Source organism: Acidibrevibacterium fodinaquatile (genome assembly GCF_003352165.1).
Taxonomy (GTDB): domain Bacteria; phylum Pseudomonadota; class Alphaproteobacteria; order Acetobacterales; family Acetobacteraceae; genus Acidibrevibacterium; species Acidibrevibacterium fodinaquatile.
Genome location: NZ_CP029176.1, coordinates 2684646 through 2707428 on the forward strand (window position 1 = coordinate 2684646; position 22783 = coordinate 2707428).

A 22783-nucleotide genomic window follows, 5' to 3' on the forward strand; every position below is an offset into this window, starting at 1 on the left:
GGCGGGATCGGGCCAGCCCCGACGGCGTCATCGCGAGCGGTTATCGAAGCGTGATGAACCGGTCTGCGATTGCCCCTTTATTTCGCCGGGCGATGCGGCGCAAAATGCCCTCATGTCCGTGCGGAATTTTCGCATAACCCCCGATCTGATGCTGCGCGCTTATCAGGCCGGGCTGTTTCCCATGGCCGAGAGCCGCCAGGGTACGCATCTTTACTGGCTGGACCCTGAGCTGCGCGGCATCCTGCCGCTCGAGCGCTTTCATCTGCCGCGCCGGCTCCGCCGCACCGTGCTTTCCGGCCGTTACACGGTCACCGCCGATCGCGACTTCGCGGCCGTGATCGCCGGCTGCGCCGCGCCCTTGCCGGCGCGCGGCGACACCTGGATCAATGCCGAAATCGAACGCTTGTTCAATGCCCTCCATCGCCGGGGTTACGCCCATTCCCTGGAATGCTGGCAGGACGGGCGGCTGGTCGGCGGGCTCTATGGCGTCAGTCTCGGGGCGGCTTTTTTTGGCGAAAGCATGTTCAGCCTGGCGCGCGATGCCTCGAAAGTCGCGCTGGTGCATCTCGTCGCACGGCTGCGGCGCGGCGGCTTCCGGCTGCTCGATACCCAGTTCGTGACCCAGCACCTCGCCGGGTTCGGCGCGCTCGAATTGCCGCGTGACGTTTACAAGACCCGCCTCGCTGAGGCAGTTTCGCACACGGCCCAGTGGCTCGACGATCTTGCCCCGGCGGTGCTGCGGGCGGAGATCGACGCCCTCACGGCGGATTGCGATGCATCCATCTGAGGGCAATGGGCGTTGAGAGTTCATGCGGGCCGCGGCCCGAGACAAGGATGAGGATCATGGCGATTTGTCTGCGGTTGATGGGGTTCGCGTTCGGTGGTGCGTTGGGATTGGCTTCTGCCCTCGCTCCGGCGATGGCGGCGGATGACCATCCCCCCTACATGCCGACCAAGGATGTCGCGGTCACCTATGCGCTGACGCGAGCGGCGCCGGGTGGGCCGACCGAGGCGCATATGTATTACCAGGCCGCGACCAATCGCATGCGCCTCGATGCCCCCGGCCAGCGCGGCTATGTCATCATCGACCGTGGCAAGAGCCGCATGACGCTGGTGATGACCGATCAACATCTGTTCATGGAGACGCCGCTCAATGTCGACATGGCGAGCGGGTTTCTGCTCAATGACCAGATGAAATTCCAGCGCCTCGGCCCCGATAAGGTGGCCGGCGCCAACTGCACCCGCTGGCAGGTGCAATCGAGCCGCGCCAATGGCACTGTCTGCGTCACCGATGACGGCGTGCTGCTCAAGGGCCATGGCCAGGACAAGGAGGGGGGAGCCGGCGCGCTGCAAGCGACGTCCATCTCCTATCAGCCGCAACCGGCTGATCTCTTCGTGCCACCGCCCGGCTATACCAAGGTGCCGATGCCACAAGGCGCGATGCCGGGGGCGGGCAATGGCGGTGAGGGTGGCGCTGCGCCGCAAGCGAAATGACCCGCGGGCCGGTTTGCTGGCCTCTGGTCGGGGTCGCGTTGCTCGCCGCGGCTGGCGCGAGCCCCGCCGCCCGGGCCGACGAAGCCCCGCGCCTGACGCCGAGCCGCGATGTCGACATCACCTATCGCGTTCTCAACGGCGATAAGCCGATGGTGGAGCGGGTGCGGTGGCTGGCGGCGGAGGATATCGAACGCATCGACCCGCACGGCAAGGGCTATATCCTCGGGCGAAGCGCCTACATGCTCATCGATCATCGCGGTAAAACCGCCGACATCATCGATCCCAAGACCCGATCCGTGACGGTGACGGTCAACCCGGTGGCTGGCGAGCTGGCCGAGATCGAAAACGCGAAACTGACCCCGCTCGGGGATGCGACAATCGCGAAGCTTCCCTGCAAGATTTGGCGGGCGGAGATCGCGGTCAAGGTCGAGCGGGAAATCTGCCTGACCGAGGATGGCGTGCTGCTGCAGGTCCGCGATGGCGAGAAAACCCTGCTCGAGGCGCAATCCGTCACGTATCATCATCTCAGTTCGAAACTTTTTAATGTCCCGCCCAATTACAAAGCCAGCGCGAATACGCAGGCGTTGCCCGGCACCGCCTATGGCGGCCCCTGAGCGATGAGCGGCGCCCGCCCCCGCGCAACCCCGCCGCTTTGGCGCCGGATGCCGTGGTTTGACCGCGGCGGGCGGTTCTCGGCGCTGAAAACGCTTTGCCTGCTGATCCTTCTCGCGCCGGGACTGTGGCTCGCCTGGGAGAGTTTTGCCGGAGTGCTCGGGGCGCGGCCGTTGACCGCGCTCATTCACGAGAGCGGCCGCTGGGCGGTGCGCTTCCTGCTTGCGAGCCTCGCCGTGACCCCCGCCCGGGTCGTGCTCAACTGGCCGCGGGCGACCCTGCTGCGGCGCATGATCGGGGTCGCCGCCGCGGCCTACACGCTCGCTCACCTGGTGCTCTACAGCGCCGACCAGAATTTCCGCTGGTTCGCGATCGGCGCCGAGATCGTCGCGCGGTTCTATCTCGCGGTCGGGTTTCTCTCGCTGCTTGGCCTTTCCGCCCTGGCGGCGACGTCGACAGACGCCATGCTCGCGCGGCTCGGGCGGAACTGGAAGCGCCTCCATCGCGGCGTCCATGTCTTTACCGCGTTCGCTTTGCTGCATTTTCTCCTGTCACTCAAAGCCAATATCACCGAGCCGGTGCTGATGGCCGGGTTTTTCGTCTGGCTCGAGGCCTGGCGGCTGCTCGCCGCGCGCCACCAGGGGCAGGTGGCGGCCTTGCTCGCGCTCACCCTGCTCGCCGCACTAGCCACCGCCGCGATTGAGGCGGGGTGGTATGGGTTTGCGACCCACCTCGATTGGCATCGCGTGCTGGCCGCGAACTGGATGCCGCGTTACGGCCTGCGCCCTGCCGTGGTGGTGGCGCTCGTCGGGTTGGGCGTGATCATTGCCTCGCGTCTGCGCCGCCTGGGCGGCGATGGCCGCCGGCCGCGGCGCTTCGCCCCGGCCTGAACACGTGCCCGCTTGACCAGCCCCCACCGGGTGGGGTTCCTTCGGTGCCATGAAACACTGGGACATTGAGGCGGTGGCGTGGCATGATTTCGAACCCGCGAAGGTCGATCGCAGCCTCGTCCCCTTGGTCAAGGCGGCGGCGATGGTCGAGCGCAACGGCGAGGATTACGCCCGCTATCTCGACAACGTCTTCCCCGACGACCCTGATTTTCGAGAAGCCGCCCATCATTGGGCGGCGGAGGAAGTGCAGCATGGCGAGGCGCTCGGGCGCTGGGCGATGCTCGCCGATCCGGGTTGGGATTTCGCCGCGGCCTTCGCCCGCTATCGCGCCGGCTATCAGATCCCGCTCGACGCCGCGGCCTCGGTGCGCGGCTCGCGCACCGGCGAGCTGATCGCCCGCTGCATGGTCGAGACCGGCACCTCGAGCTATTACACGGCGCTGGCCGATGCCAGCGCGGAGCCGGTCCTGACCGCCATCTGCCGGTTGATCGCTGCTGACGAATATCGCCATTTCAAGCTGTTTTACGACCATATGCGGCGCTATCTGGCGCGCGAACGCATCACTCTGCCCCGCCGGCTGGCGATCGCGCTCGGGCGCATCGGCGAAAGCGAGGATGACGAACTCGCCTTCGCCTATCATTGTGGCAACGCGCCGGCGGGCGCGCGTTATGATCATCGACGCTGCACCGCGCTCTATATGGGGCGGGCGATGACATTCTACCGCTTTCGCCATGTCGAGCGTGGGGTCGGCATGATTCTCAAAACCGTCGGCTTGCCGCCGCGCGGCCGCCTCTCCGGCCTTGCCGCGCGCGGCGCCTGGTGGCTAATCCAGCGGCGACAGCGGCGATTCGCAACGATATAAGGGCTGGTCGGCTTGGGGACGGGGGGATGTGACATGAAATCGCCGGACGCGCGGACGAAGGCCGGGAGGACGCGGCTCCGCTGGCTGCTGCTCGCCCCATTCGTCGCCATGCTCGATGTCGGATCCTATAATCGGATGACGCCGACGCTGGCCGGGATTCCCTTTTTTTACTGGTATCAGTTGCTCTGGATCCTGATCGCCGCGGCGATCATTTTTTTGGTCCATCAGCGCGAGCGCTCGCGCGACGAAAGCGAGGGCGCGCCATGAACCTCGTCGCGACTCTGATTTTCGCGCTGATTTTCGCTTTCGTGACCGTGCTCGGCTTTTTCGCCGCGCGCTGGCGGGCCGGCGATCTCACGCAACTGCATGAATGGGGGCTCGGCGGGCGGCGTTTCGGTACTTTTGTCACCTGGTTCCTGCTCGGCGGCGACCTCTATACCGCCTATACCTTCATCGCGGTGCCGGCGCTGATCTTCGGCGGCGGCGCGATCGGGTTTTTCGCCGTTCCCTACACGATTCTGGTCTATCCTATTCTCTATCTCGTGTTCCCACGGCTCTGGACCGAAGCGCGCCGGGCCGGGCATGTGACGGCGGCCGATTTCGTCGCCGCGCGGTTCGCCAATCGCTGGCTCGGGCTTGCGATTTCGCTCACCGGGCTGCTCGCGACGATGCCCTATATCGCGCTCCAGCTCGTCGGCATGGCCGTCGTGATCGGCGCGCTCGGCTTTCAGGCGAGCGGGATCGCCGGTGACATCCCGCTGATCGTCGCTTTCATCATCCTCGCAGCATTCACCTATACCAGCGGTTTGCGCGCTCCGGCGATGATTGCGGTCGTCAAGGATGTGCTGATCTATGTCACCGTGTTCGCCGCCATCATCGCCGTGCCGCTCGCGCTCGGTGGCATGGGGCATGTCTTTGCCGCCGTCCCGGCGGCAAAGCTGCTGCTCGCAACCCCGCCGGCCGGCAGCCTTGGAAATTACAGCGCTTACGCGACGCTGGCGCTGGGCTCGGCGATCGCGCTTTTCCTTTACCCGCACTCGGTCACGGCGATTTTGTCGTCTTCCTCGGCGTCCGTCATCCGCCGCAACGCCGCCATTTTGCCGGCCTATTCCTTCGTGCTCGGCCTGCTTGCGTTGCTCGGCTTCATGGCGATCGCGATGGGGCTCGGGACGCGGCCGGAATTCGCCGCCGGTTTCGCTCGCTTCGGCACCAATTTCGCGGTGCCGGCACTGTTTCTTGCGGTGTTTCCATCCTGGTTCGTCGGCGTCGCGTTCGCCGCCATCGCCATCGGCGCGCTGGTGCCGGCGGCGATCATGTCGATCGCGGCAGCCAATATTTTCACCCGCAATATCTGGCGCGCCTTTCTTCACCCCGCCTGCACCGACGCCGAGGAGGCCGGGATCGCCAAACTGGTTTCGCTCGCGGTCAAGGTGGGGGCGCTGTTTTTCATCATTTTTCTGCCCCAGCAATACGCTATTCAGTTGCAGTTGCTGGGTGGCGTCTGGATCATCCAGACGGCCCCCGCGGTGATGCTCGGTCTGTTCTGGCGTTGGCTCAATGGCTGGGCGCTGCTGATCGGCTGGGCGGCGGGGATCGGCTGGGGAACGGCGATGGCGGCCTCGCTCAGCTTCAAGGCGGCGGTCTATCCGCTCACCCTGTTTGGCACCCTGGTTCCCGGCTACGCGGCGTTTTACGCCCTGGCGCTCAACCTCATGGTGTCAGTCGGGCTGTCGCTGCTGCTCCATCTCGCCGGCCGCCGCACCGCCATCGTCCGCGGCTGAGGGCATGCGGCTCTGGCGCAGCGCCGCCGCCCCCTCGGCGACGATCTGCCAGAGCGCCTGGGTCAGCGCCTTGCGGTCCGGGAGGGTGCCTGGGTCGAGCGGCGGGTGGAACAGGATCGTTGCGTGCAGGCCCGGCCATTGCGCGAGCCGCGAAAAATGTGCCCCGATCGAGGTCGCGCCATAATAGGCGAAAAGCGGGCGGACGGCGCGGCGGCAAGGCAGGGCGGCAAGCCGGTCATAGGCGATCGAGACCGGCTGGATCAGCGGCCGATCATCGCCCATCGCGACGGCGAGGAAGGCGGAGCGGAAGGGCAGCACCCGCGAGCCATCGGAGGTCGTGCCCTCGGGAAACAAAATCAGATTGTCGCCGGCTTTGAGCCGTGCCGCGATGCTGGCATGGCCGCGCGCCGTCTCCCGCCGCTGGCGGCTGATGAACACGGTGCGGCCGAGATGCGCGACGAGATTGATCAGCGGCCAGGCGCGGACATCGTCTTTCGAAACGAAGACCGCCTCGCATTCCGCCCCAAGCAGCGGGATATCGAGCCAGGAGCTGTGATTGGCGACGAACAGCACCGGCCGGCCGCAGGCGGCGCGGGTGAGCGGCGCACCGATCACGCGCCGCCGAAGGCCGAAGATGAGGCAGATCGTGCGCCAGAAGACGCGCGGAAACACGCGCTTGCCGCGGCCGGGCAAGAGGTTGAGAAGAGCCTGCACCGGCATCGCAACGAGCGTCCAGAGCAGCATCAGAAACCCGCGGCGAAGGGCGCGTAGCGGGCCCGCAACCCAGCCGAGAATCCCCGCCGAGAGCGGCCAGGGCACATCCGCCGGCCAGGGCGGCAGCAAATGGGGAGGACGTTTCGACGGCATTTTGCCCAATTCTGAGTGTTTGGCGGCTACCACGCGCCGAGGCGGGCGCGCAGAGCAAGATTTCTCACGAAGCCGAGCCAGAGGAATTGTCCAAGCAGCGGCAGGAGGAGCAGGAACGGTTTAGCCGGCGGCGGCGCCGCGAGAAAGCCGATGGCGGCAAGCCCCCCCAGAATTGCGAATCCCCAATGGATCAGCGTCACCCCGCGCGCATCGAGGCCGGAACGCACCGCCACCTGATAGAGATGGCCGCGGTGCGGCGCCGTCACCCGCTCGCCGGCCAGCGCCCGGCGGGCGAGGGTGAAGGCGACATCGAACAACACGCCCGAGAGCAGCAACGGGACGATCAGAAACGACATCTCGACGCGCTCGAAGCGGCTCGCCGCGATGCCGAGCACGGCAAGGACGAAGCCGCAGAACTGGCTCCCGACATCGCCCATGAAAATCCGCGCGCGCGGAAAATTGAACGGCAGGAATCCGGCGATCCCGGCGGCAAGCAAAAGAGCGGCGAAATAAACGAACCAGCCGCCCACCCTCTCGGCAATGACGCACAGAAAAAGGCTCGCGATCAGCGCAACCCCGCCGGCGAGGCCGTCGATGCCGTCGATGAAATTCATCGCATTGGTGGTGAACAAAATCCACACCAGGCTCGCGCCGGCGCCGAGCCAGCCGAGATCGACGGCGCCGAGATAGGGCAGATGATAGACCCGCACATAGAGCCCGCTCGCGATCGCGGCGAGGGCGGCCGCGATCTGCGCCGTGAGCTTCACCACAAACGGCCAGTCACGCAGGTCGTCGAGAAAAGCGACGATCGCGATCAACGCCGAGGCCAGGATTACACCGCGAAAATAAGGGTCGGCGAGGCGCGAAAAGAATGCGAATTCATAGAGGGTCGCAATCCCCAGCAGAAACGCCGCGACGATCCCGACCCCGCCGCTTTTCGGCGTCGGCAGGCGATGGGATTTGCGCGGATCGGGCCGATCCATGATCCCGAGATCGATCATCAACCGGACCAGCGCCGCCGAAATGCCGGCGAGCAGCAGAGCGAAAGCGATGTGGCGGGCGAAAGCGGTCAGTGCCATGCGGAATCCGGGGCGGGGTGGGTGTCGCCCGCACCTTGGCCGAGCCGATCGGCGCCGGCAAGGCGCGCCCAGTCACTCTCTGGATCCGGATGGCCAAACCAAGCATTCGGCGATTGTTCACAGCCCATTCCAACCGGAAATATGTCACCGAGTATTGGCTCTCCATTTTTTTCTTTATGAAAGTAAATTTTCACTCCTTTGTCCCACTAATGATATTCCTATTCGTAACAATAAATGGATAGACCCAACCGTCACGCTGATAATGGAAAAAGCATCCGCTACCTGCGCCTTGCCCAGCCGCCATCACAGTGTCAATCCGCACTGTGGTGAAGAAAAATCTCTCAGATATGCTTTTTATTTGCGCATATTTTTTGAGATTGATTTTCCCAGGTTCAACCGGCGTTTTTTGCTACCCGCCGCCAATGGTGGAGCACGAATTCGGTATAGCCGTTGGGCTGCGCACGGCCTTTGAAGACGAGATCGCAAGCGGCCTTGAAGGCCGGGCCATCGAAATGCGGCGCCATCGGGCGATAGGCCGGATCGCCCGCATTCTGGCGATCGACCACTTCCGCCATGCGCTTCAACGTCGCCATCACCTGTTCTTTGCTGACGACGCCGTGATGCAGCCAGTTGGCGATGTGCTGGCTCGAGATGCGGAGCGTCGCGCGATCCTCCATCAACCCGACATCGTGGATGTCGGGGACTTTCGAGCAGCCGACGCCCTGGTCGATCCAGCGCACGACATAGCCGAGGATACCCTGGGCGTTGTTGTCCAGCTCCTGTTGCAGATCGTCGGGCGACCAGTTGATGCCAGCGGCGAGCGGCAGCGTGAGGAGGTCGGCGAGCGGCGGGGTTGGCTTGGTCGCGAGCGCCTTTTGCCGCGCCGCGACGTCCACCTTGTGATAATGCAGCGCATGCAGCGTCGCCGCGGTGGGCGAGGGAACCCAGGCGGTGTTGGCGCCGGCCTCGGGATGGACGATCTTCTGCGCCAGCATCTCCGCCATCCGGTCCGGCGCCGCCCACATCCCCTTGCCGATCTGCGCCCGCCCGGCGAGCCCAGCGGCGAGGCCGATGGTGACGTTGCGGTCCTCATAGGCGCGGATCCAGGCGGTGTTCTTCATCTCGTTCTTGCGGATCACCGCGCCGGCTTCCATGGCGGTGTGGATTTCATCGCCGGTGCGGTCGAGGAAGCCGGTATTGATGAACGCGACGCGGGTGCGGGCGGCGTGGATCGCGGCGGCGAGATTGGCGCTGGTCCGCCGCTCCTCGTCCATGATGCCCATTTTGATGGTGCTACGGGGAAGGCCGAGCATGTCCTCGACACGGGCGAAGAGCAGATCGGCCAGGGCCACCTCTTCCGGCCCGTGCAGCTTGGGCTTGACGATATAGATCGAGCCGGCGCGGCTGTTCTTGAGCGGCTGGCTGCCGCGGAGATCATGAAGCGCGATCAGCGCGGTGACGGCGGCGTCGAGGAAGGTTTCCGGGATCTCCCCGCCCTCGGCATCGCGCACCGCATCGGTGTACATGTGATGGCCGACATTGCGCACCAGCATCAGGCTGCGCCCGTGAAGCGTAAGCGTGCCGCCGCCGGGTTTCGTGAACACGCGATCGGGGTTGAGCTTCCGCTCCAGCGTGCGTCCGCCTTTCTCGAAGGTCGCGACCAATGTGCCGCGCATCAGCCCGAGCCAGTTGCGATAGGCCGCGATCTTGTCGGCGGCATCGACGGTCGCGACACTGTCTTCGCAATCCATGATCGTGCTGATCGCCGATTCGATGACGATATCGGCAAGGCCCGCGGGGTCCGTCTCGCCGATCGGGTGCGCGCGGTCGAAGCGCAATTCGACATGGAGGCCATGATGGCGGAGCAGCACCGCTTTCGGCGCCGCCGCATCCCCCGCGAAGCCGACGCACTGGGCGCCGTCGCGAAGCCGGGCGCTGCCCCCGGAATGGCTCACGACGAGAGCGCCGTCGCGGACGGCATAGCCGGTCGCCGCGGCATGGGTCGTGCCGTCGAGCGGGAAAGCCTCATCGAGGAAGCGCCGCGCCCAGGCGATGACGGCGGCGCCGCGCGTCGGATCATAGGTTTTGGTCTTGGCCGGCGGCGCGTCCGGCAGGGCGTCGGTGCCATAGAGCGCGTCATAGAGGCTGCCCCAGCGGGCATTGGCGGCGTTCAGCGCGTAGCGGCCGTTGGTGACCGGCACGACGAGCTGCGGCCCGGCGATATGGGCGATCTCGGGATCGACATTGGCCGTCGTGATGGCAAACGGCGCCGGCTCGGGCACGAGGTAGCCGATCTCGCGCAGAAAAGCCTGATAGGCGGCGGCATCGAAGCTCTCGCCGGCGCGCGCCTTGTGCCAGGCATCGATCTCGCGCTGGAGCGCGTCACGGCGCTCGAGCAGGGCGCGGTTCTTAGGCGCGAGGTCGCGCACCAGAGCGCCGAACCCATCCCAGAACGCCGCCGCGGCAACGCCAGTGCCAGGCAGTGCATCCTCAGTGACAAAGCGATGGAGCGCGCTGTCGATGCGAAGCCCGCCGGCTTCGATCATGGCTCCGGTATTCTTCACGCCCGTATCATGAGTGTTCATCATACAATTCCCACCATCCATTCGGGATCATGGTTGATCGCTGGTCTTGATTTGTCGAGAGCCAAAGGCAATTGGCAAGCATTATTCATTGCCGCATTGCGAATGCTCATGCACGGCGACGACGCGCCGCGTCCGGCTGTGGCTGGCCGATGGCAAAGCAGATATTTTTTAGGATGGATCGTTGCCGCTACGTCAAATCCCCTGGCGTCCACGGCGCCATCACTTCACGCCGCGGTGAGCCCGCCATCAACGGCCAATTCTGCTCCGGTGATGAAGGCGGCCTCATCGGAGGCGAGATAGAGGATCGCCCCGGCGACGTCGCCGGCGCTGCCGAGGCGCCCGAGCGGGGTTGCGCGGATCAGCCCGGCGCGGAGTTTCTCGGGGTCGGACGCACGGGCGAACATGCGCTCCAGCATCGGCGTTTCGGCGAAGGACGGATGCACCGAGTTGCAGCGGATGCGATACCCGGCGCGGGCGCAATGCAGCGCGACCGATTTCGTCAGCAGCCGCACCGCGCCCTTGCTCGCGCAATAGGCGGCGAGCTTGGGATCGCCGACCAGCCCGGCGGCGGACGAGATATTGACGATCGCGCCGCCGCCGCTCTCACGCATCGATCGCACCGCCTCGCGGCAGCCGAGAAACGTGCCCTCGGCATTGACCGCCATGGTGCGCCGCCAATCCGCGAGCGTCGCGTTCTCGATCGCGCCGCCGATCGCGATGCCGGCGGCGTTGACCAAGATATCGACCCGCCCGAATGCCGCGCGGGCTTCGACAAACGCCGCCTGCCAATCCGCCTCGCTGGTGACGTCGAGCTTGACGGCCCGCCCCGGAAGCCCGGCCAGCCCCGCTTCGTCCACATCGCTCGCCATGATCGCCGCGCCCTCGGCGGCAAACAACAACGCCGTCTCGCGGCCAATGCCGGACGCGGCGCCGGTGATCAGCGCGATTTTTCCCTGAAGTCTGGCCATGATGTTCCTCCCGAAAAGAAATGGTCTTTTTGCGCATGAGGCGGTGCCGCAGGCACTGCCCAACAAGAAGAAGTCTTTTTGCCGGTTTTATGGCGCAAACGCCACCACATCTCCGGCCATACATGCCTCACTCCGGGCGATCACGAGAGGCTGACACACGCGCCAAGCATGGCCTGCGCTCGCCCTCGGCGCCGTGGTGCTCGAGAACCTGATCGGCGAGGTGATGGACGATCGGCGGGACTATGGCGAGGTGGGGAGCAATCCTGGCGATTCCGCGTGCCGGTCGGCACCCTCCGCGATTGGGAGCAAGGCCGCAAGAAACCCGCTGCCGCATCGTCGCGATCCAGGAAATTCCCGGCCGGGCATTCGGCAAAATCCCTGCCGAGGTGAAGAGCGTTGACGGGCCACACAGGGACCTCGAAGCCGTGTCAGAGCAGAAGCTCGACCTGGTGATTCGGGCGCTTGAGGCGGCGCGAGAGGCAAAGCGCGCGCAGGCGCAGGCCAGCGAGGGCGAGGCGTGATTGCCCCTATCTCCCAGCCTCGCCGCCGATCACCGCCGGCAAACCGCGCTCGCCCTCGCCGCTGACGCGCCCCCGATAGGCGCCGTCCGGGCCGAAGGCGTCCCATCCGTTACGGCCCCGGTCATAGCGGCCCTGGTAGCTGCCGTCCCGCCCGAACCGCTCAAGCATGCCGTCGCTGCCGCGCTCGATCCTGCCCTGGTAGCTGCCGTCCGGGCCATAGACCTCCCAACCATCGGCGAGGGCGAAGCCGGGAAGCAGGATCAGCGCGGCGGTTAGGGCGAGGCGGATCATGGCGGCACGATAGCACGCGGGCCGTTGCCGGGCGATGATCTATGATCGAGCGTCTCAGAAAAGCGAAATCATGATTCTCAGGTCCGCCGCAGGTGCGCAAAAATTCATTGCGTTTTCGGTCCCGCGATGAAATGGCCGCCAATCCATTGATTTCATTGGTGGGCGCAGTAGGACTCGAACCTACGGCCCGCTGATTAAGAGTTTGTGATCTGGGCTTCGCGCGAATGCTCAGACGAGCGATAACACACTATAAATCAATCATTTACCCCGCACGACCCAACCTCTTACCGCCATGGGTTTGCATTCCGGTGATACCTAGGCCAGCCGACAAGCAGCCCAACGGACCGGACCGGGAGGGGGACGATGCGGGGGAAGATTACGAAGCGCGCTGTAGAGGCCCTGACACCGAGCGCCAACGGCGGCGAGACGGTACTGTGGGACCGCGACATCAAAGGATTTGGCGTTCGCGTTCAGCGCGGCGGCGTGCGGAGCTATGTCCTCCACTACCGGGCCGGAAGCGGGCGTGGCGCACCCTTGCGCAAGCTCACGATCGGCCGCCATGGCTCCCCCTGGACGCCGGAGACAGCACGTCGCGAGGCCCGACGCCTACTCGGCGCAGTTGCGGAAGGGGTGGATCCCGCGGCAGACAGGGTTGCGCGGAGGGAAGCCCCGACCATGGCTGATCTCGCCAAACGCTTCCTCGCTGAGCACGTCGAGGCCAAGCGGAAGGCGCGCACCGCAGCGGAGTACCGTAGGTTGCTTGAAAAAGCTATCCTGCCGGTACTGGGTCCGCGAAAGGTCGCCGACGTAGCGCGTGGCGAGATCGCCAAGCTCCACAATGCCCTTCGGGCAGCGCCTTATCAGGCCAACCGTGTCCTCGCCGTCCTGTCGAAGATGTTCAACCTCGCAGAACGCTGGGGCTTGCGGCCAGACGGGTCCAATCCCTGTCGCCACATTGAGAAATTCGGCGAGCGAAAGCGAGAGCGGATGCTGTTGGCGTCGGAGTTGGCGCGTTTGGGCGAGGCTCTTGCCAGCTATGATGGTTCGCCGTTTGTCGTTGCCGCGGTCAAGCTGCTGATCTTCACCGGCGCGCGTCTTGGGGAAATGCTTGGGCTCAGATGGGAGTGGCTTGATCTTGAGCGCGGCGAGGCACGCCTGCCTGACAGCAAATCGGGAGCCAAGACCGTACATCTTCCCCCTCCGGCATTGGCAGTGCTCGCGACCCTCCCGAGGATCGAAGGCAATCCGTATGTAATCGCAGGCCACAGAGATGGCGCCCCGCTGGTCAACCTTGAAAAGCCCTGGCGGGCAATCCGCGCCACAGCCGGCTTGGACGATGTCCGTCTGCACGACCTGCGGCATGCCTTTGCGAGCATCGCGGCGTCCAGTGGACTGGGATTGCCGATCATCGGGAAGATTCTCGGCCATACTCAGCCTGCCACCACTGCGCGCTACGCGCATTTGGCGAGTGATCCCGTGAAAGCGGCAGCTGCCGCCGTGGCGGAGAAAATCGCTTCGGCAATGGTCGGCAGGACCGGTGATGCCGGAGAGGCCAAGGCAGTCGATCGGACGTCTAACTCTGGCGCGTAGCCTTCTCGCCGAACGGAACGAAGGCGTTTTGAACCATCGTTGCCGGCCGGGCCATCACCTCACGCCAGCAGACGCTCCAGCCGAGCTTTCCTGGCCTCCCAGTCAGGCAAAAGCCTTTGAAGCATTCGATAGAAGGCAGGGCCGTGATCCGCATGTGCAAGGTGGCAGAGCTCATGGATAATCACGTAGTCGATGCTGCTGATCGGCGCCTTGATCAGGTTCCTGTTCAAGGTCAAGCGACCAGAGGGACTCATACTTCCCCACCGTCTCCGCAGCGTGCGGATCGTCAGATCAGAGTGTGACAGCCCAAGGTGTCGGACCTGGTCCTGTACCAGCGCCACCCGCTCGGGCAACCTGATCCGCGCCCGTTCCGCATACCAAGCCTCCAATGCCTCCCGGACCTGATCGGGGCGATCGGGTTCTGGCACCGACACTACCAGGCGACCGGCGTAGAGGCGGACGTTACGATCCTCGCCCTGCTCCAGCCGCAGGCGATATTGGCGGCCGAGGTAAAGGTGGGTTTCGCCGCCGACATACTGGCGGGCTGGGGACCGCGGCATGAACTGGGCGAAATACGCCTTCTGCCGGTCGATCCAGGGCAGACGGGCGACGATCCGCTGCTCGATTTTTGATAACGGGGTGCCCTGCGGCGCCGATACCGCCACCGTGCCGTCCGGCAACACCGATATCGCGAGGGTCTTGCGGTCGGCGAAGCTCAGGCGGAAAGCAAGACTTCCGCCGCGATGGACGATCTGCTGCTGGTGCATGTCAGCGCGGGAGACGATGGCGGGCGATCTGCATAATCCGCTCGATCAAATCGTCCATGATGGCCGGCGTGAGTGGAACGCCATGCTTCCCCTTGACGACATCGAAGAGATAATCGTCGAGGTCGTTGACCATGGCCTTCTGGACGTCGAGATTTCCGATCCAGTCCACGATCCGATGCTGCTCAATGATCGTAAGCGCATTGGCCGCGAAGGCCGCAGCGATGTCGGATAGCTCGCGCTCCGTCCGGCCGCCGACCCGACGAACAACTTCCAGGGCAACACCAAAGAATGCGGTGGCTACCGGGTTGTCTTTTACCGCCTCGGGCAGATCGTCGGTCTTCCGGTTGACCACCGCGTCACGGATCGCGGAGACGGTCCGGAGATAGTCCAGCTCATCGAGCCGTCCCTGTCGGAAGTCCTCGATTGCCTTTTGGATCAGGCGCGAGAACGGCTCATAGAACGCCGGATCCTCCTCCAGCCGCTCGGTGATGGTGCGTTTGGTGGCACTGGCGATCAGATCGGCCTTCGCCGCCGGTGAGGCCTGGCCCTCGACCGCCTTTGCAAACGCTTCGTCATCAAAGATATTCACCAGCGGCGTGAGCGTAAGCACCTGATGCGCAAGGATATGCGTGTCCAGCAGCTTTCGGATCCGCGGTTCGTATTCCCGGAGACTGACCTCCTCCTGGTAGCGGCGCTTGATCGCCGCGCGCAGCTTTTCGAAGCGCCGCAGATCGCTTTTGTACCCGGCAATCCGCCCCGCGTTCGATGGGTCATTCGCGTAATCGGCCGATGAGAGTGCGATGGCGAGTGTCTTCGCGAACTGGCTCAGGCGGCTGTAGAACAACTTCCGCTGCACCTCGTCGCCCAGATGCCGCTCGAATGCTTCTTCGTCGGCCTTGTTACGAATTTCCCGGAAAATGTCCCAAAGCTCGGAGTGGCGCTGAGGCAGCTTGGCGATCTCGTCGCGGATCGACAGCACCGTATCCGCGACATCTTCCTCCTCATAACCGTCCAGCGCGCTATAGGCCGTCAGGGCCTGATCGAGTTCCCCGAGCAGCCCCTGGTAGTCGATGATAAAGCCGAAATCCTTCCCCTCCTCCACCCGGTTCACCCGCGCGATCGCCTGCAGCAGCGTGTGTTCCTTCATCTTCTTGGTGATGTAGAGCACGGTGTTCTTCGGCGCGTCGAAGCCGGTGAGCAGCTTGTCCACGACGATCAGGATTTCGGGGTCCTCGCGCCGCCTGAAGCTTTCGATGATGCTCTCGTTGTAGCGCCGCTCGTCGCCGAAGCGCGTCATCATTCGCTTCCAGAACGCCACCACCTCGTCCGCTGGGCCTTCGTCGATGGTCTCGTAGCCTTCCCGGTCGTCAGGGCCGGAGATGATGACCTCGCTGGTGACGTCGCCCAACTCGTCGAGGGCGCGCTTGTAAGCCAGCGCCGCGCGCTTGGACGGCGCGACGATCTGCCCCTTGAAGCCGGTGCCCTTCCAGGTCTGGACGAAGTGCTGGCTGATATCGAAAGCGATGCAGGCGATGGTCTGGCCGGTCTGCGACAACTCCCGCGCGCGGGCGAATTTCCGCTTGAGGTCGGCCTTCTGCTCGGCGGACAAGGTCGCGCAGGTCCGCTCGAACCAGGCGTCGATCCCCTGCGCGTTCACCTGTTGCTCGACATGCCGCCCTTCATACAGCAGCGGCACGACCGCCTTGTCCTCGACAGCCTGGCGGATGGCATAGACATCGATCACGCCGCCGAACCGCTCGAACGTGCTCTTCTCGGCCTTCATCAGCGGCGTGCCGGTGAAGCCCAGATAGCAGGCGTTGGGGAACAGCTTGCGCATGCGCGGGTGCAGCGTGCCGTGCTGGGAGCGATGGCTTTCGTCCACCAGCAGGAACATTTCGGTCGAGCGATCCTCGAAGCCGCGGGCACGCAGCGCCGTGTCGAATTTGTGGATCAGCGTGGTGACGATCGCCGCGCGGTTCTTGCCCAACAGATCGAGCAGATGGCGCCCCGATTGGGCCTGCTGCGGGTCGAGGCGGCAGGCGGCGAAGGTGCGGCGGATCTGTTCGTCAAGGTCCACCCGGTCCGTGACCAGCACCACCCTGGGCAGGTTTATGTCCGGGTCCAGCGCCAGCGCGCGGGCCATCATCACCATGGTGAGCGACTTGCCTGAGCCCTGGGTGTGCCAGATCACGCCGCCTTGCCGTCGCCCCTGGGCGTCGCGCGTCTTGACGCGGCGGAGCAGGTTGCGCACTGCGAAAAACTGCTGGTAGCGGGCGATCTTCTTCTCTCCGCCGTCGAACAGGGTGAAGCGGCGGACGAGGTCGAGCAGCCGATCGGGCCGGCAGAGCGCGAACAGAACGCGGTCCTGCTCGGTGACGCCGCGCCCGCCGCCGGCTTCGGCGGCGGCGAAGGCGGCCCGTTCCTCGGCGAAGCCGCCGGCGAAGGTGGCGCGCTGCTGAGCCTCCGTGAGCGGCGTCGCGGCGGCGGCGGCGACATCCTCCTCCCGGTCTTCGCGCTCGCGCCAGAGCGACCAGAATTTCGCCGCGGTGCCGACCGTGCCGTAGCGCGCTTCGTTCTTGTTCACCGCGAGCAGCAATTGCACGGTGCGGAACAGGCCGGGGATTTCGTCATCCTGCTGGTTGCGCAGGTGCTGGGAGACGGCTTGCGCCCAGTCTTCCGACGGCGCCTTGCATTCGATCACGGCCAGCGGAATGCCATTGACGAACAGCACGAGGTCGGGCCGGCGGGTTTCGTGGGAGCGGCTGCGCTCCACCTCGAACTCGGTGCAGAGATGAAAGACGTTATTCTCCGGCCGATCCCAGTCGATGAAGCGAAGCTGGAAACCGCGGGTTTCGCCGTCGATGGTCTGATCGAGCGAGGTGCCGAGCAGCAGCAGGTCGGTCAGGTCCTCGTTGGTCTTGAGCAGGCCCGATGCCCTGGGTTCCTTTAGCTTCTCGATAGCGCCGATGATGTTGCCCTCGGTGAAGGGCACCTCCCGCCCGCGAAAGCGGATGCGGTTGATGCGGCGAAGCTGGGTGGCAAGGATGTCTTCGAGAAAGACGTTGGAGAGCCGCCCTCGCCGTTCGCGTTCGGCTTCTGCTTTGGTCAGCAGCGTGTAGCCGAGCGCCTGGAGCAGGTGCATCGCCGGCACCTGTGAGAGGGATTTTTCCGAGGCGGCGAACGGGTCCATGTCAGTCCGCCGCCGGGCTGAGATCGGCGACCGCCTCCGGCACGCGGATTTTTCCCGTGAGGAGTTTTTGCATGAGGCCGTGCTTTTGCACTTTAATACGCGAAGCAAAATCGCGCATTCTGTTCGAATAGGCGGCAACGTCTCGCAGAACTTTCCGGATTACCCTTTGGGTAGAAAGATCAGGAAGTGGAAACGGCTCTTCGCTGACGACGTTCCAGTCAGCACGCGGCATGCGTGATCCTGTCGCCTTGTTGGCCGCCGCAATAAACTGAGAAGATTGTATAATTTCAAATAAATATCCTGGATCACAAAGAGACTTTTTCGGCCTTAGTACCCAAATTTCTGAAGAGCATATTCCATTAAAGTCCGGTAGTGCGTACTTCTTCAAATAAGGGCGGAGTTTCCCAAATAGGATATCGCCTTTGTGAAACACCCGCCGGGTGCTGCTGTCGGATGACGCGTGCGCATGGCCAAGGATGATTCCGTTCGCGCTATCAAGATGTTGAAGCTCGACGCAGGGAATACCGCGAAGATCTTGTGTTCGTGGATCTACCAAATCCGGCACGAGATCAGCAAACTCAGCGAGTTCACGACGCGGATAGTTCATTTGGAAAATCAACCGCTGACGACAAGCCGTGAGGCGGTGAGCATTGGCATCAACCAACCGCTCCGCCTTCTCGATCGCCGCGTCCCAGGTGCCGAGGATGGCGGCGATGCGGCGCTGCTCGGGAAGGGGTGGGATCGCTACCGGCAGGGCTAGAAAGGCTTCCTGCGAGATGTTTTTCATCGATGCGCTTGTGCCGGTGGCGGCAGAAGCCAGCTTCGGCCGAAACGCCGGATCGGCGACGACGTGACTTAGCCAGCGAACATCGACGTTCTTGCCTGGTTTGAGCTGCCAGAGCTTATCCGGGAGGAAAAGATCGGAAACTGATTGCGGGACGTACGCACTCGCCCCCACCAATTCGGCTGTATTGGCCCGACTGACGAGGATCGTACCGCCTGTCACGGGCGCGGCCACCCGCGCACGGTCAGCCGAAATCACCGTTTTGTAGTGTGTCGGGTCGAATCGCCCACGGAGCACGCAGCTGATTTTCAGGACGCCGACCTCGCCAGGGCCGCGAGGTCGATCTTCACCGTTTACACTGACCCCAGTGGTGATGCCGGCTACAACGTCTTGCAGCGTGCCGTGCTGCCAGCCCGCTGGTAGGTTCGTCATGCGCTTGCACTCGACGCCGACGCGCATTCTGAAAAGGGGTAATACCTCCGAAAAGAGGGCATCAGAGCGCCCATCATTGCCCCCTTTCCTCCCCCTTGCCGGAATTCTCATCGTCCGGTCTTCCGGCGACCCGCCGCCACCGCGCCCCACGGCCTCGCCCCGTGGCCTCCAGCCGGCCGGCATCCCGCTCCTGCCGGACCACATGGCGCAGCATGTCCCAGCCCACGCTGGGGCAGCGCTGGTGCAGCTCCGAGATCGAGAAGTCGCCGAGCATCTGGCCGATGGCCTGCCGGACAAGCTCGGTCTTCGCCCCTCGCCCATCCCGCAGTGACCCCGCATCGCGGGCGAATTCGTCATAGGCGGCCTTCACCACGCCCAGGAAATACGCCACCCACGGCATCGGGTCATGCGCCGCCTCGTGCCAGCCCTGCGAGGCGCGATGGAGCGTTTCGTAATAACTCGCCTTGGTCCGCTCGATCAGGCGTTCCAGCGAGATATACCGGGCCACCTCATAGTCCTCGCGATAGAGCAGCAGCACCGTCAGCAACCGCGCCATGCGGCCGTTGCCGTCCGCGAAGGGGTGAATGCACAGGAAGTCGAGCACGTAGAGCGCGAGCAGGATCAGCCCATCCACCTCGGAATCGGCGGCCTGCGCGAAGCGTGCATGCAGCTCGTCCATCGCCGCCGGCGTGCGCCAGGCCGGAACCGGCGTGAAGCGAACCACCGTCGTGCCATCCGGCGCGCGCTCAGTGATCAGATTGTTGGAGGGCTTCCAGCGCCCCGCCGTGCCGATGCCGGTGAAGGTGAACAGGTCGCGGTGAAGCTGCAGCACCAGGTTGGGCGAAAAATCCATGTGCTCGTGCTGCTCGTGAATGAGGGTGAGCACGTTGCGGTAGCCCGCGATCTCGCCTTCCGAGCGGTTTTCGGGGCGCGGTGGCTCGTTGCGCCGGACCAGCCGCTCGATCGCGGTGCGCGGCAGGGTGATGCCTTCCAGCCGGTTCGAGGACTCGGTGCTCTCGATGATCGCGACCTGGCGGAGGTTTTCCAGGATTTCGGGCGCGCGCTCCTTGAACAGGTCCTGCTTGCCCTTGCCCTCGCCAATGGCGCGGACCAGGGCGACGACATCATGCGTCAGCCGCAGCCCTTCCAGGACCTGGGGAAGGAAGGAGTTCACGCCACACCTGCCGTGCGAACCTGTAAGCGATGCTTACAGGTTGGGCGGGCGATGCCCCTGCCGTCAGCCATGGAGGCCGAGCTCCTTGAGGTGCGCCTTCATCTTGCCGCGCAGTTCCGCAAGCTCGCCCTCCAGGGTTTCGATCTCCCGCTCGACCGCTTCGATGTCGATCTCGGCCTCGGCTTCGGCCGTGTCGATATAGCGCGGAATGTTCAGGTTGAAGTCGTTCGCGGTGATCTCGGCGACGGGCACCGGCCGCGCGTAGCGCTCCACCGTGGCGCGGGTGCGGGTGGTCTCGACGATGCGGGTGACATGTGCGTCTTCCAGCGCGTTCTGCCGCTTGCCTTCGCGGTAGTCGCGGCTGGCGTCGATCACCATCACGTCGCGCCGGCCTTCATGCGCGCCGCCCGCCTCCCGTGCACGGTCGAAGACCAGGATGGCGACGGGAATGCCGGTGGTGGGAAACAGATTGGGCGGCAGGCCGATCACGGCATCGAGTAGGTTCTCCTCGATCAATGCTTGGCGGATGCGCCCCTCCGCCCCGCCGCGAAACAGGACGCCATGGGGCACGACGACGCCGACGCGCCCTTCCCGGGTCTTGGCCGCCTCGACCATGTGCGAGATGAAGGCGTAGTCCGCCTTCGATTTCGGCGGCACGCCGCGCCAGAAGCGGGCAAAGCGGTCGTTGCCGGCGTTCTCCGCCCCCCATTTGTCGAGCGAGAAGGGCGGATTGGCGACCACCACGTCGAACTTCATCAGCGCATCGCGCTCGATCAGTTTCGGGTCATTCAGCGTGTCGCCCCAGACGATGGTGGCGCCGTCCTTGCCGTGCAGGAACATGTTCATGCGCGCGAAACCGTAGGTGGCGCTGTTTACCTCCTGGCCGAACAGCGCGTAGTCGCGCGATTTGTAGGTTTCCTCGATGTATTCCCCGGCGCGCAGCAGCATGGAGGCCGAGCCGCAGGCCGGGTCGCAGATGCGGTCCCCGGGCTTCGGGGCAACGAGACGCGCCATCAGCCGCGAGACCTGCGGCGGGGTGTAGAATTCACCCGCCTTTTTCCCGGCGCCGGCGGCAAAACGCTCGATCAGGTAGATGTAGGTCTCGCCGATGATGTCCTCGTCCACCACCGACGGGCGCAGATTGAGGCCGGCGAATCCTTCGATCAGGTTCTTGAGGCGGCGATTGCGATCCCGCGTCGGGCCGAGCTTCGTCTCGCTGTTGAAGTCCACGTTGAACACGTCGGCGAGCTTGGCCTTATTGGCTTCCTCGATCGCGTCCAACGCCTCGTTGATCAGTTCGCCCAGATTGTCGGCGTCGCGGCGGGCATAGAGGTCGCAGAACGAGGCGCCTTTGGGCAGGACGAAGCGCTCGCGCGCCATGCGCCGGCGGATGCGCTCCTCGTCCTCGCCATAGGCCTTGCGGGCTTCCTCGTAGTGCTCGGCCCAAACGTCGCTGATGTATTTCAGGAACAGGAAATCGAGGATGTAATCCTTGTATTCGGTGGCATCGACGACGCCCCGGAAGGTGTCGCAGGCCGACCAGGCGACTTTCTTGACTTCTTCGAGCTTGTTCGGGTCGATCATGGTGTTTCCCCAAAGTGGGGCGGCGTCGCCGCCGCCCTGACCTGATTTGGTTCCCTGTATGCCGCTGGGTCAGACCTGATCAAGTTGCCCGACCGGCTTCGGAGTAGCTTGCACGGAGCTGAAGAGGTCATGGCAATGTTCGACCATGCTCTCGATGAAACGGCCGTGGAACACGCCGTAGATAGGCCATGTCACACTTGCGCCGTTCGGCTTCACGATACCCAGCGCGAGTTGGCCCTGGAGGAGCCGAGGACGTAGCCAAGCCTTCTTGGCCCACTGGGCGGGGGTGTGGGTAAAGTCACCATTGGCGTCATATGACCAGGTGACGATATGCCCCTGCTGGATTTTGTCTTTGAAATCCGTGAGAAGCTTGCGCGGATCAGGTGTCGTGAGATAGATAGCCATCCGGCTTATCCTTTCGCGGGAGAGGTTGGACCAAAAGCTGCGGGCGTTGGTGCGCCTGCCGCTCGACGTTCGCCCGGGGGCGTTGGTGCGCCTCCGGGCGCTTTCGCTGACCGTTCGATCAAGCCGAACAGCAGCGAATCCTGGGCCGCGCTAAGGCGCTGATACAGCTCCCGTTCGCGACGCATCATTTGCCCCATCGCCGCAATTTCTCTCTGACGCACCAGAGGGGGCAGAGGAATCTCGATGTTGGCGATCGCCTCCCGCGTCAGCTCGGGCACGTGGGTGCCAGCAGCCTGTGCGCGGAGCCGCAGCTGGGTCCGGGGGTGGGCCAGGAACAGGGCCAGAAAGGCGCCGTCGAGTTGGGTGCTGTCCGGGCGGATGAGGCACAGAGGGGAAACCGGAACCGCGCCGCTCGCATCTTCCGTGGCAAGGCCCACCGGGTAGCTGACCCCACGCGACTGCAGCAGGACATCGCCCGGGCGTAGCCGGGGAGCGGTTTCCCCAAACCGATCCATGATTCGGGTCAGCCGGTCAGTGTCGATATCGCAATCGGGACCAAGGTCTTTGGCGTGGACAACCCGCTCGCCACCGGCCGCAACAGCCTCCAGGCGCCCCCTGAGAGAGGCGCCGACACGGATCTCGGACAGGTCGGCCAAAATCGGCATTTTCGGATACACCCAAGCGATGGGGTCAAAGTAGTGTCAGGAGTCGTCTCTGTCAAACAAAAAATCTAAGCCCACAACGCTTGTGGGCCTATTAAATACATGCATGCGGTGCTGGACGCGGTGGGATCGCTCAGGCGTACCCCTCCGGCGTAACACGCCTTGCGGAAATTGAGGTGAGCGCGATGCTGCGTAGGTAGTCGTCCGTGAATTATGCGATCTGATGCCTCTTTGGGACGGAGGGT

20 protein-coding genes and 1 pseudogene are annotated in these 22783 nt (G+C 64.4%); 9 read left to right on the forward strand and 12 right to left on the reverse strand.

Translation table 11 applies throughout. The annotated features are described in order from the left end of the window. Positions 1-112 precede the first annotated feature (112 nt). From aat to mctP, 7 genes are read left to right on the forward strand one after another with little or no spacing between them, the layout of a single operon-like run. Complete coding sequence (aat, locus tag DEF76_RS12805; protein ID WP_114912674.1) at positions 113-787, forward strand: leucyl/phenylalanyl-tRNA--protein transferase; 675 nt, start codon at positions 113-115, stop codon at positions 785-787. 56 nt (positions 788-843) lie between these two features. Beyond that, positions 844-1494 carry a DUF4412 domain-containing protein gene (locus DEF76_RS12810; RefSeq protein ID WP_162800635.1) on the forward strand — a complete coding sequence of 217 codons (651 nt, stop codon included), beginning with the start codon at positions 844-846 and terminating at the stop codon, positions 1492-1494. Next, positions 1491-2108 carry a hypothetical protein gene (locus DEF76_RS12815; protein ID WP_114912676.1) on the forward strand — a complete coding sequence of 206 codons (618 nt, stop codon included), beginning with the start codon at positions 1491-1493 and terminating at the stop codon, positions 2106-2108. Before DEF76_RS12810 ends, DEF76_RS12815 begins: the two co-directional genes overlap by 4 nt. Before the next feature lie 3 nt (positions 2109-2111). Continuing rightward, complete coding sequence (locus tag DEF76_RS12820; protein WP_114912677.1) at positions 2112-2996, forward strand: protein-methionine-sulfoxide reductase heme-binding subunit MsrQ; 885 nt, start codon at positions 2112-2114, stop codon at positions 2994-2996. A 49-nt stretch (positions 2997-3045) separates the two neighbouring features. Next, on the forward strand, positions 3046-3858 hold the full coding sequence (locus tag DEF76_RS12825) for a ferritin-like domain-containing protein (protein WP_114912678.1): 813 nt from the start codon (positions 3046-3048) through the stop codon (positions 3856-3858). Between the two features lie 33 nt (positions 3859-3891). Then, entirely contained in the window at positions 3892-4125 is a 234-nt protein-coding gene (locus DEF76_RS12830; RefSeq protein WP_114912679.1) for a DUF3311 domain-containing protein, read from the forward strand. Next, the gene (mctP, locus tag DEF76_RS12835; RefSeq protein ID WP_114912680.1) at positions 4122-5639 is read left to right on the forward strand and encodes a monocarboxylate uptake permease MctP; all 1518 of its coding nucleotides are present in this window, start codon (positions 4122-4124) and stop codon (positions 5637-5639) included. Before DEF76_RS12830 ends, mctP begins: the two co-directional genes overlap by 4 nt. On the opposite strand, the gene DEF76_RS12840 is transcribed toward mctP, so the two are convergent. The 5 genes from DEF76_RS12840 to DEF76_RS12865 all read right to left on the reverse strand — a co-directional run bounded on the left by DEF76_RS12840 (position 5577) and on the right by DEF76_RS12865 (position 11950). Beyond that, complete coding sequence (locus DEF76_RS12840; RefSeq protein WP_114912681.1) at positions 5577-6506, reverse strand: lysophospholipid acyltransferase family protein; 930 nt, start codon at positions 6504-6506, stop codon at positions 5577-5579. The genes mctP and DEF76_RS12840 overlap by 63 nt on opposite strands. A 26-nt stretch (positions 6507-6532) precedes the next feature. Beyond that, positions 6533-7585, reverse strand: coding sequence for a glycosyltransferase family 4 protein (locus DEF76_RS12845; RefSeq protein ID WP_114912682.1), 1053 nt, complete (start codon positions 7583-7585; stop codon positions 6533-6535). Between the two features lie 392 nt (positions 7586-7977). After that, positions 7978-10170 (reverse strand): malate synthase G, encoded by a 2193-nt coding sequence (locus DEF76_RS12850; RefSeq protein WP_240319004.1) that lies wholly within the window; start codon positions 10168-10170, stop codon positions 7978-7980. 224 nt (positions 10171-10394) lie between these two features. After that, entirely contained in the window at positions 10395-11138 is a 744-nt protein-coding gene (locus tag DEF76_RS12855) for a glucose 1-dehydrogenase (RefSeq protein ID WP_114912683.1), read from the reverse strand. Positions 11139-11665: 527 nt separating this feature from the next. Further along, positions 11666-11950: a hypothetical protein gene (locus tag DEF76_RS12865; RefSeq protein ID WP_114912685.1), complete on the reverse strand. Its 285-nt coding sequence runs from the start codon at positions 11948-11950 to the stop codon at positions 11666-11668. A gap of 363 nt (positions 11951-12313) precedes the next feature. On the opposite strand from DEF76_RS12865, the pseudogene DEF76_RS19935 reads away from it, so the two are divergent. Further along, positions 12314-12592: pseudogene (locus DEF76_RS19935) on the forward strand (Arm DNA-binding domain-containing protein); the annotation flags it as partial. Positions 12593-12625: 33 nt separating this feature from the next. Continuing rightward, complete coding sequence (locus DEF76_RS12870) at positions 12626-13540, forward strand: tyrosine-type recombinase/integrase (protein WP_240319268.1); 915 nt, start codon at positions 12626-12628, stop codon at positions 13538-13540. Between the two features lie 59 nt (positions 13541-13599). Here DEF76_RS12870 and DEF76_RS12875 read toward each other — a convergent pair whose 3' ends face one another. From DEF76_RS12875 to DEF76_RS12905, 7 genes are all read right to left on the reverse strand, one after another. Next, complete coding sequence (locus tag DEF76_RS12875; protein WP_114912687.1) at positions 13600-14307, reverse strand: M48 family metallopeptidase; 708 nt, start codon at positions 14305-14307, stop codon at positions 13600-13602. A gap of 1 nt (position 14308) precedes the next feature. Further along, the gene (locus DEF76_RS12880; RefSeq protein ID WP_114912688.1) at positions 14309-17497 is read right to left on the reverse strand and encodes a type I restriction endonuclease subunit R; all 3189 of its coding nucleotides are present in this window, start codon (positions 17495-17497) and stop codon (positions 14309-14311) included. 1 nt (position 17498) lies between these two features. After that, entirely contained in the window at positions 17499-18824 is a 1326-nt protein-coding gene (locus tag DEF76_RS12885; protein WP_162800636.1) for a restriction endonuclease subunit S, read from the reverse strand. After that, positions 18787-19887 (reverse strand): Fic family protein, encoded by a 1101-nt coding sequence (locus DEF76_RS12890; protein WP_114912690.1) that lies wholly within the window; start codon positions 19885-19887, stop codon positions 18787-18789. Before DEF76_RS12890 ends, DEF76_RS12885 begins: the two co-directional genes overlap by 38 nt. Before the next feature lie 63 nt (positions 19888-19950). Then, positions 19951-21471 carry a type I restriction-modification system subunit M gene (locus DEF76_RS12895; protein ID WP_114912691.1) on the reverse strand — a complete coding sequence of 507 codons (1521 nt, stop codon included), beginning with the start codon at positions 21469-21471 and terminating at the stop codon, positions 19951-19953. A 69-nt stretch (positions 21472-21540) separates the two neighbouring features. After that, positions 21541-21876, reverse strand: coding sequence for a hypothetical protein (locus DEF76_RS12900; protein WP_114912692.1), 336 nt, complete (start codon positions 21874-21876; stop codon positions 21541-21543). A 5-nt stretch (positions 21877-21881) separates the two neighbouring features. After that, a complete protein-coding gene (locus DEF76_RS12905) occupies positions 21882-22541 on the reverse strand; it encodes a restriction endonuclease subunit S (protein WP_114912693.1) in 660 nt (219 codons plus the stop codon). Positions 22542-22783: the final 242 nt, after the last annotated feature.

Bases quoted from the DNA above. Each gene is read 5' to 3' on its own strand.
- DEF76_RS12875 (WP_114912687.1), bottom strand. From the start codon at position 14,307: ATGCACCAGCAGCAGATCGTCCATCGCGGCGGAAGTCTTGCTTTCCGC.
- DEF76_RS12895 (WP_114912691.1), bottom strand. From the start codon at position 21,471: ATGATCGACCCGAACAAGCTCGAAGAAGTCAAGAAAGTCGCCTGGTCG.
- DEF76_RS12905 (WP_114912693.1), bottom strand. From the start codon at position 22,541: ATGCCGATTTTGGCCGACCTGTCCGAGATCCGTGTCGGCGCCTCTCTC.
- mctP (WP_114912680.1), top strand. From the start codon at position 4,122: ATGAACCTCGTCGCGACTCTGATTTTCGCGCTGATTTTCGCTTTCGTG.
- DEF76_RS12870 (WP_240319268.1), top strand. From the start codon at position 12,626: ATGGCTGATCTCGCCAAACGCTTCCTCGCTGAGCACGTCGAGGCCAAG.
- DEF76_RS12880 (WP_114912688.1), bottom strand. From the start codon at position 17,497: ATGGACCCGTTCGCCGCCTCGGAAAAATCCCTCTCACAGGTGCCGGCG.
- DEF76_RS12825 (WP_114912678.1), top strand. From the start codon at position 3,046: ATGAAACACTGGGACATTGAGGCGGTGGCGTGGCATGATTTCGAACCC.
- DEF76_RS12865 (WP_114912685.1), bottom strand. From the start codon at position 11,950: ATGATCCGCCTCGCCCTAACCGCCGCGCTGATCCTGCTTCCCGGCTTC.
- DEF76_RS12815 (WP_114912676.1), top strand. From the start codon at position 1,491: ATGACCCGCGGGCCGGTTTGCTGGCCTCTGGTCGGGGTCGCGTTGCTC.
- DEF76_RS12900 (WP_114912692.1), bottom strand. From the start codon at position 21,876: ATGGCTATCTATCTCACGACACCTGATCCGCGCAAGCTTCTCACGGAT.
- DEF76_RS12820 (WP_114912677.1), top strand. From the start codon at position 2,112: ATGAGCGGCGCCCGCCCCCGCGCAACCCCGCCGCTTTGGCGCCGGATG.
- DEF76_RS12845 (WP_114912682.1), bottom strand. From the start codon at position 7,585: ATGGCACTGACCGCTTTCGCCCGCCACATCGCTTTCGCTCTGCTGCTC.
- DEF76_RS12840 (WP_114912681.1), bottom strand. From the start codon at position 6,506: ATGCCGTCGAAACGTCCTCCCCATTTGCTGCCGCCCTGGCCGGCGGAT.
- DEF76_RS12850 (WP_240319004.1), bottom strand. From the start codon at position 10,170: ATGAACACTCATGATACGGGCGTGAAGAATACCGGAGCCATGATCGAA.
- DEF76_RS12810 (WP_162800635.1), top strand. From the start codon at position 844: ATGGCGATTTGTCTGCGGTTGATGGGGTTCGCGTTCGGTGGTGCGTTG.
- DEF76_RS12885 (WP_162800636.1), bottom strand. From the start codon at position 18,824: ATGAGAATTCCGGCAAGGGGGAGGAAAGGGGGCAATGATGGGCGCTCT.
- aat (WP_114912674.1), top strand. From the start codon at position 113: ATGTCCGTGCGGAATTTTCGCATAACCCCCGATCTGATGCTGCGCGCT.
- DEF76_RS12830 (WP_114912679.1), top strand. From the start codon at position 3,892: ATGAAATCGCCGGACGCGCGGACGAAGGCCGGGAGGACGCGGCTCCGC.
- DEF76_RS12855 (WP_114912683.1), bottom strand. From the start codon at position 11,138: ATGGCCAGACTTCAGGGAAAAATCGCGCTGATCACCGGCGCCGCGTCC.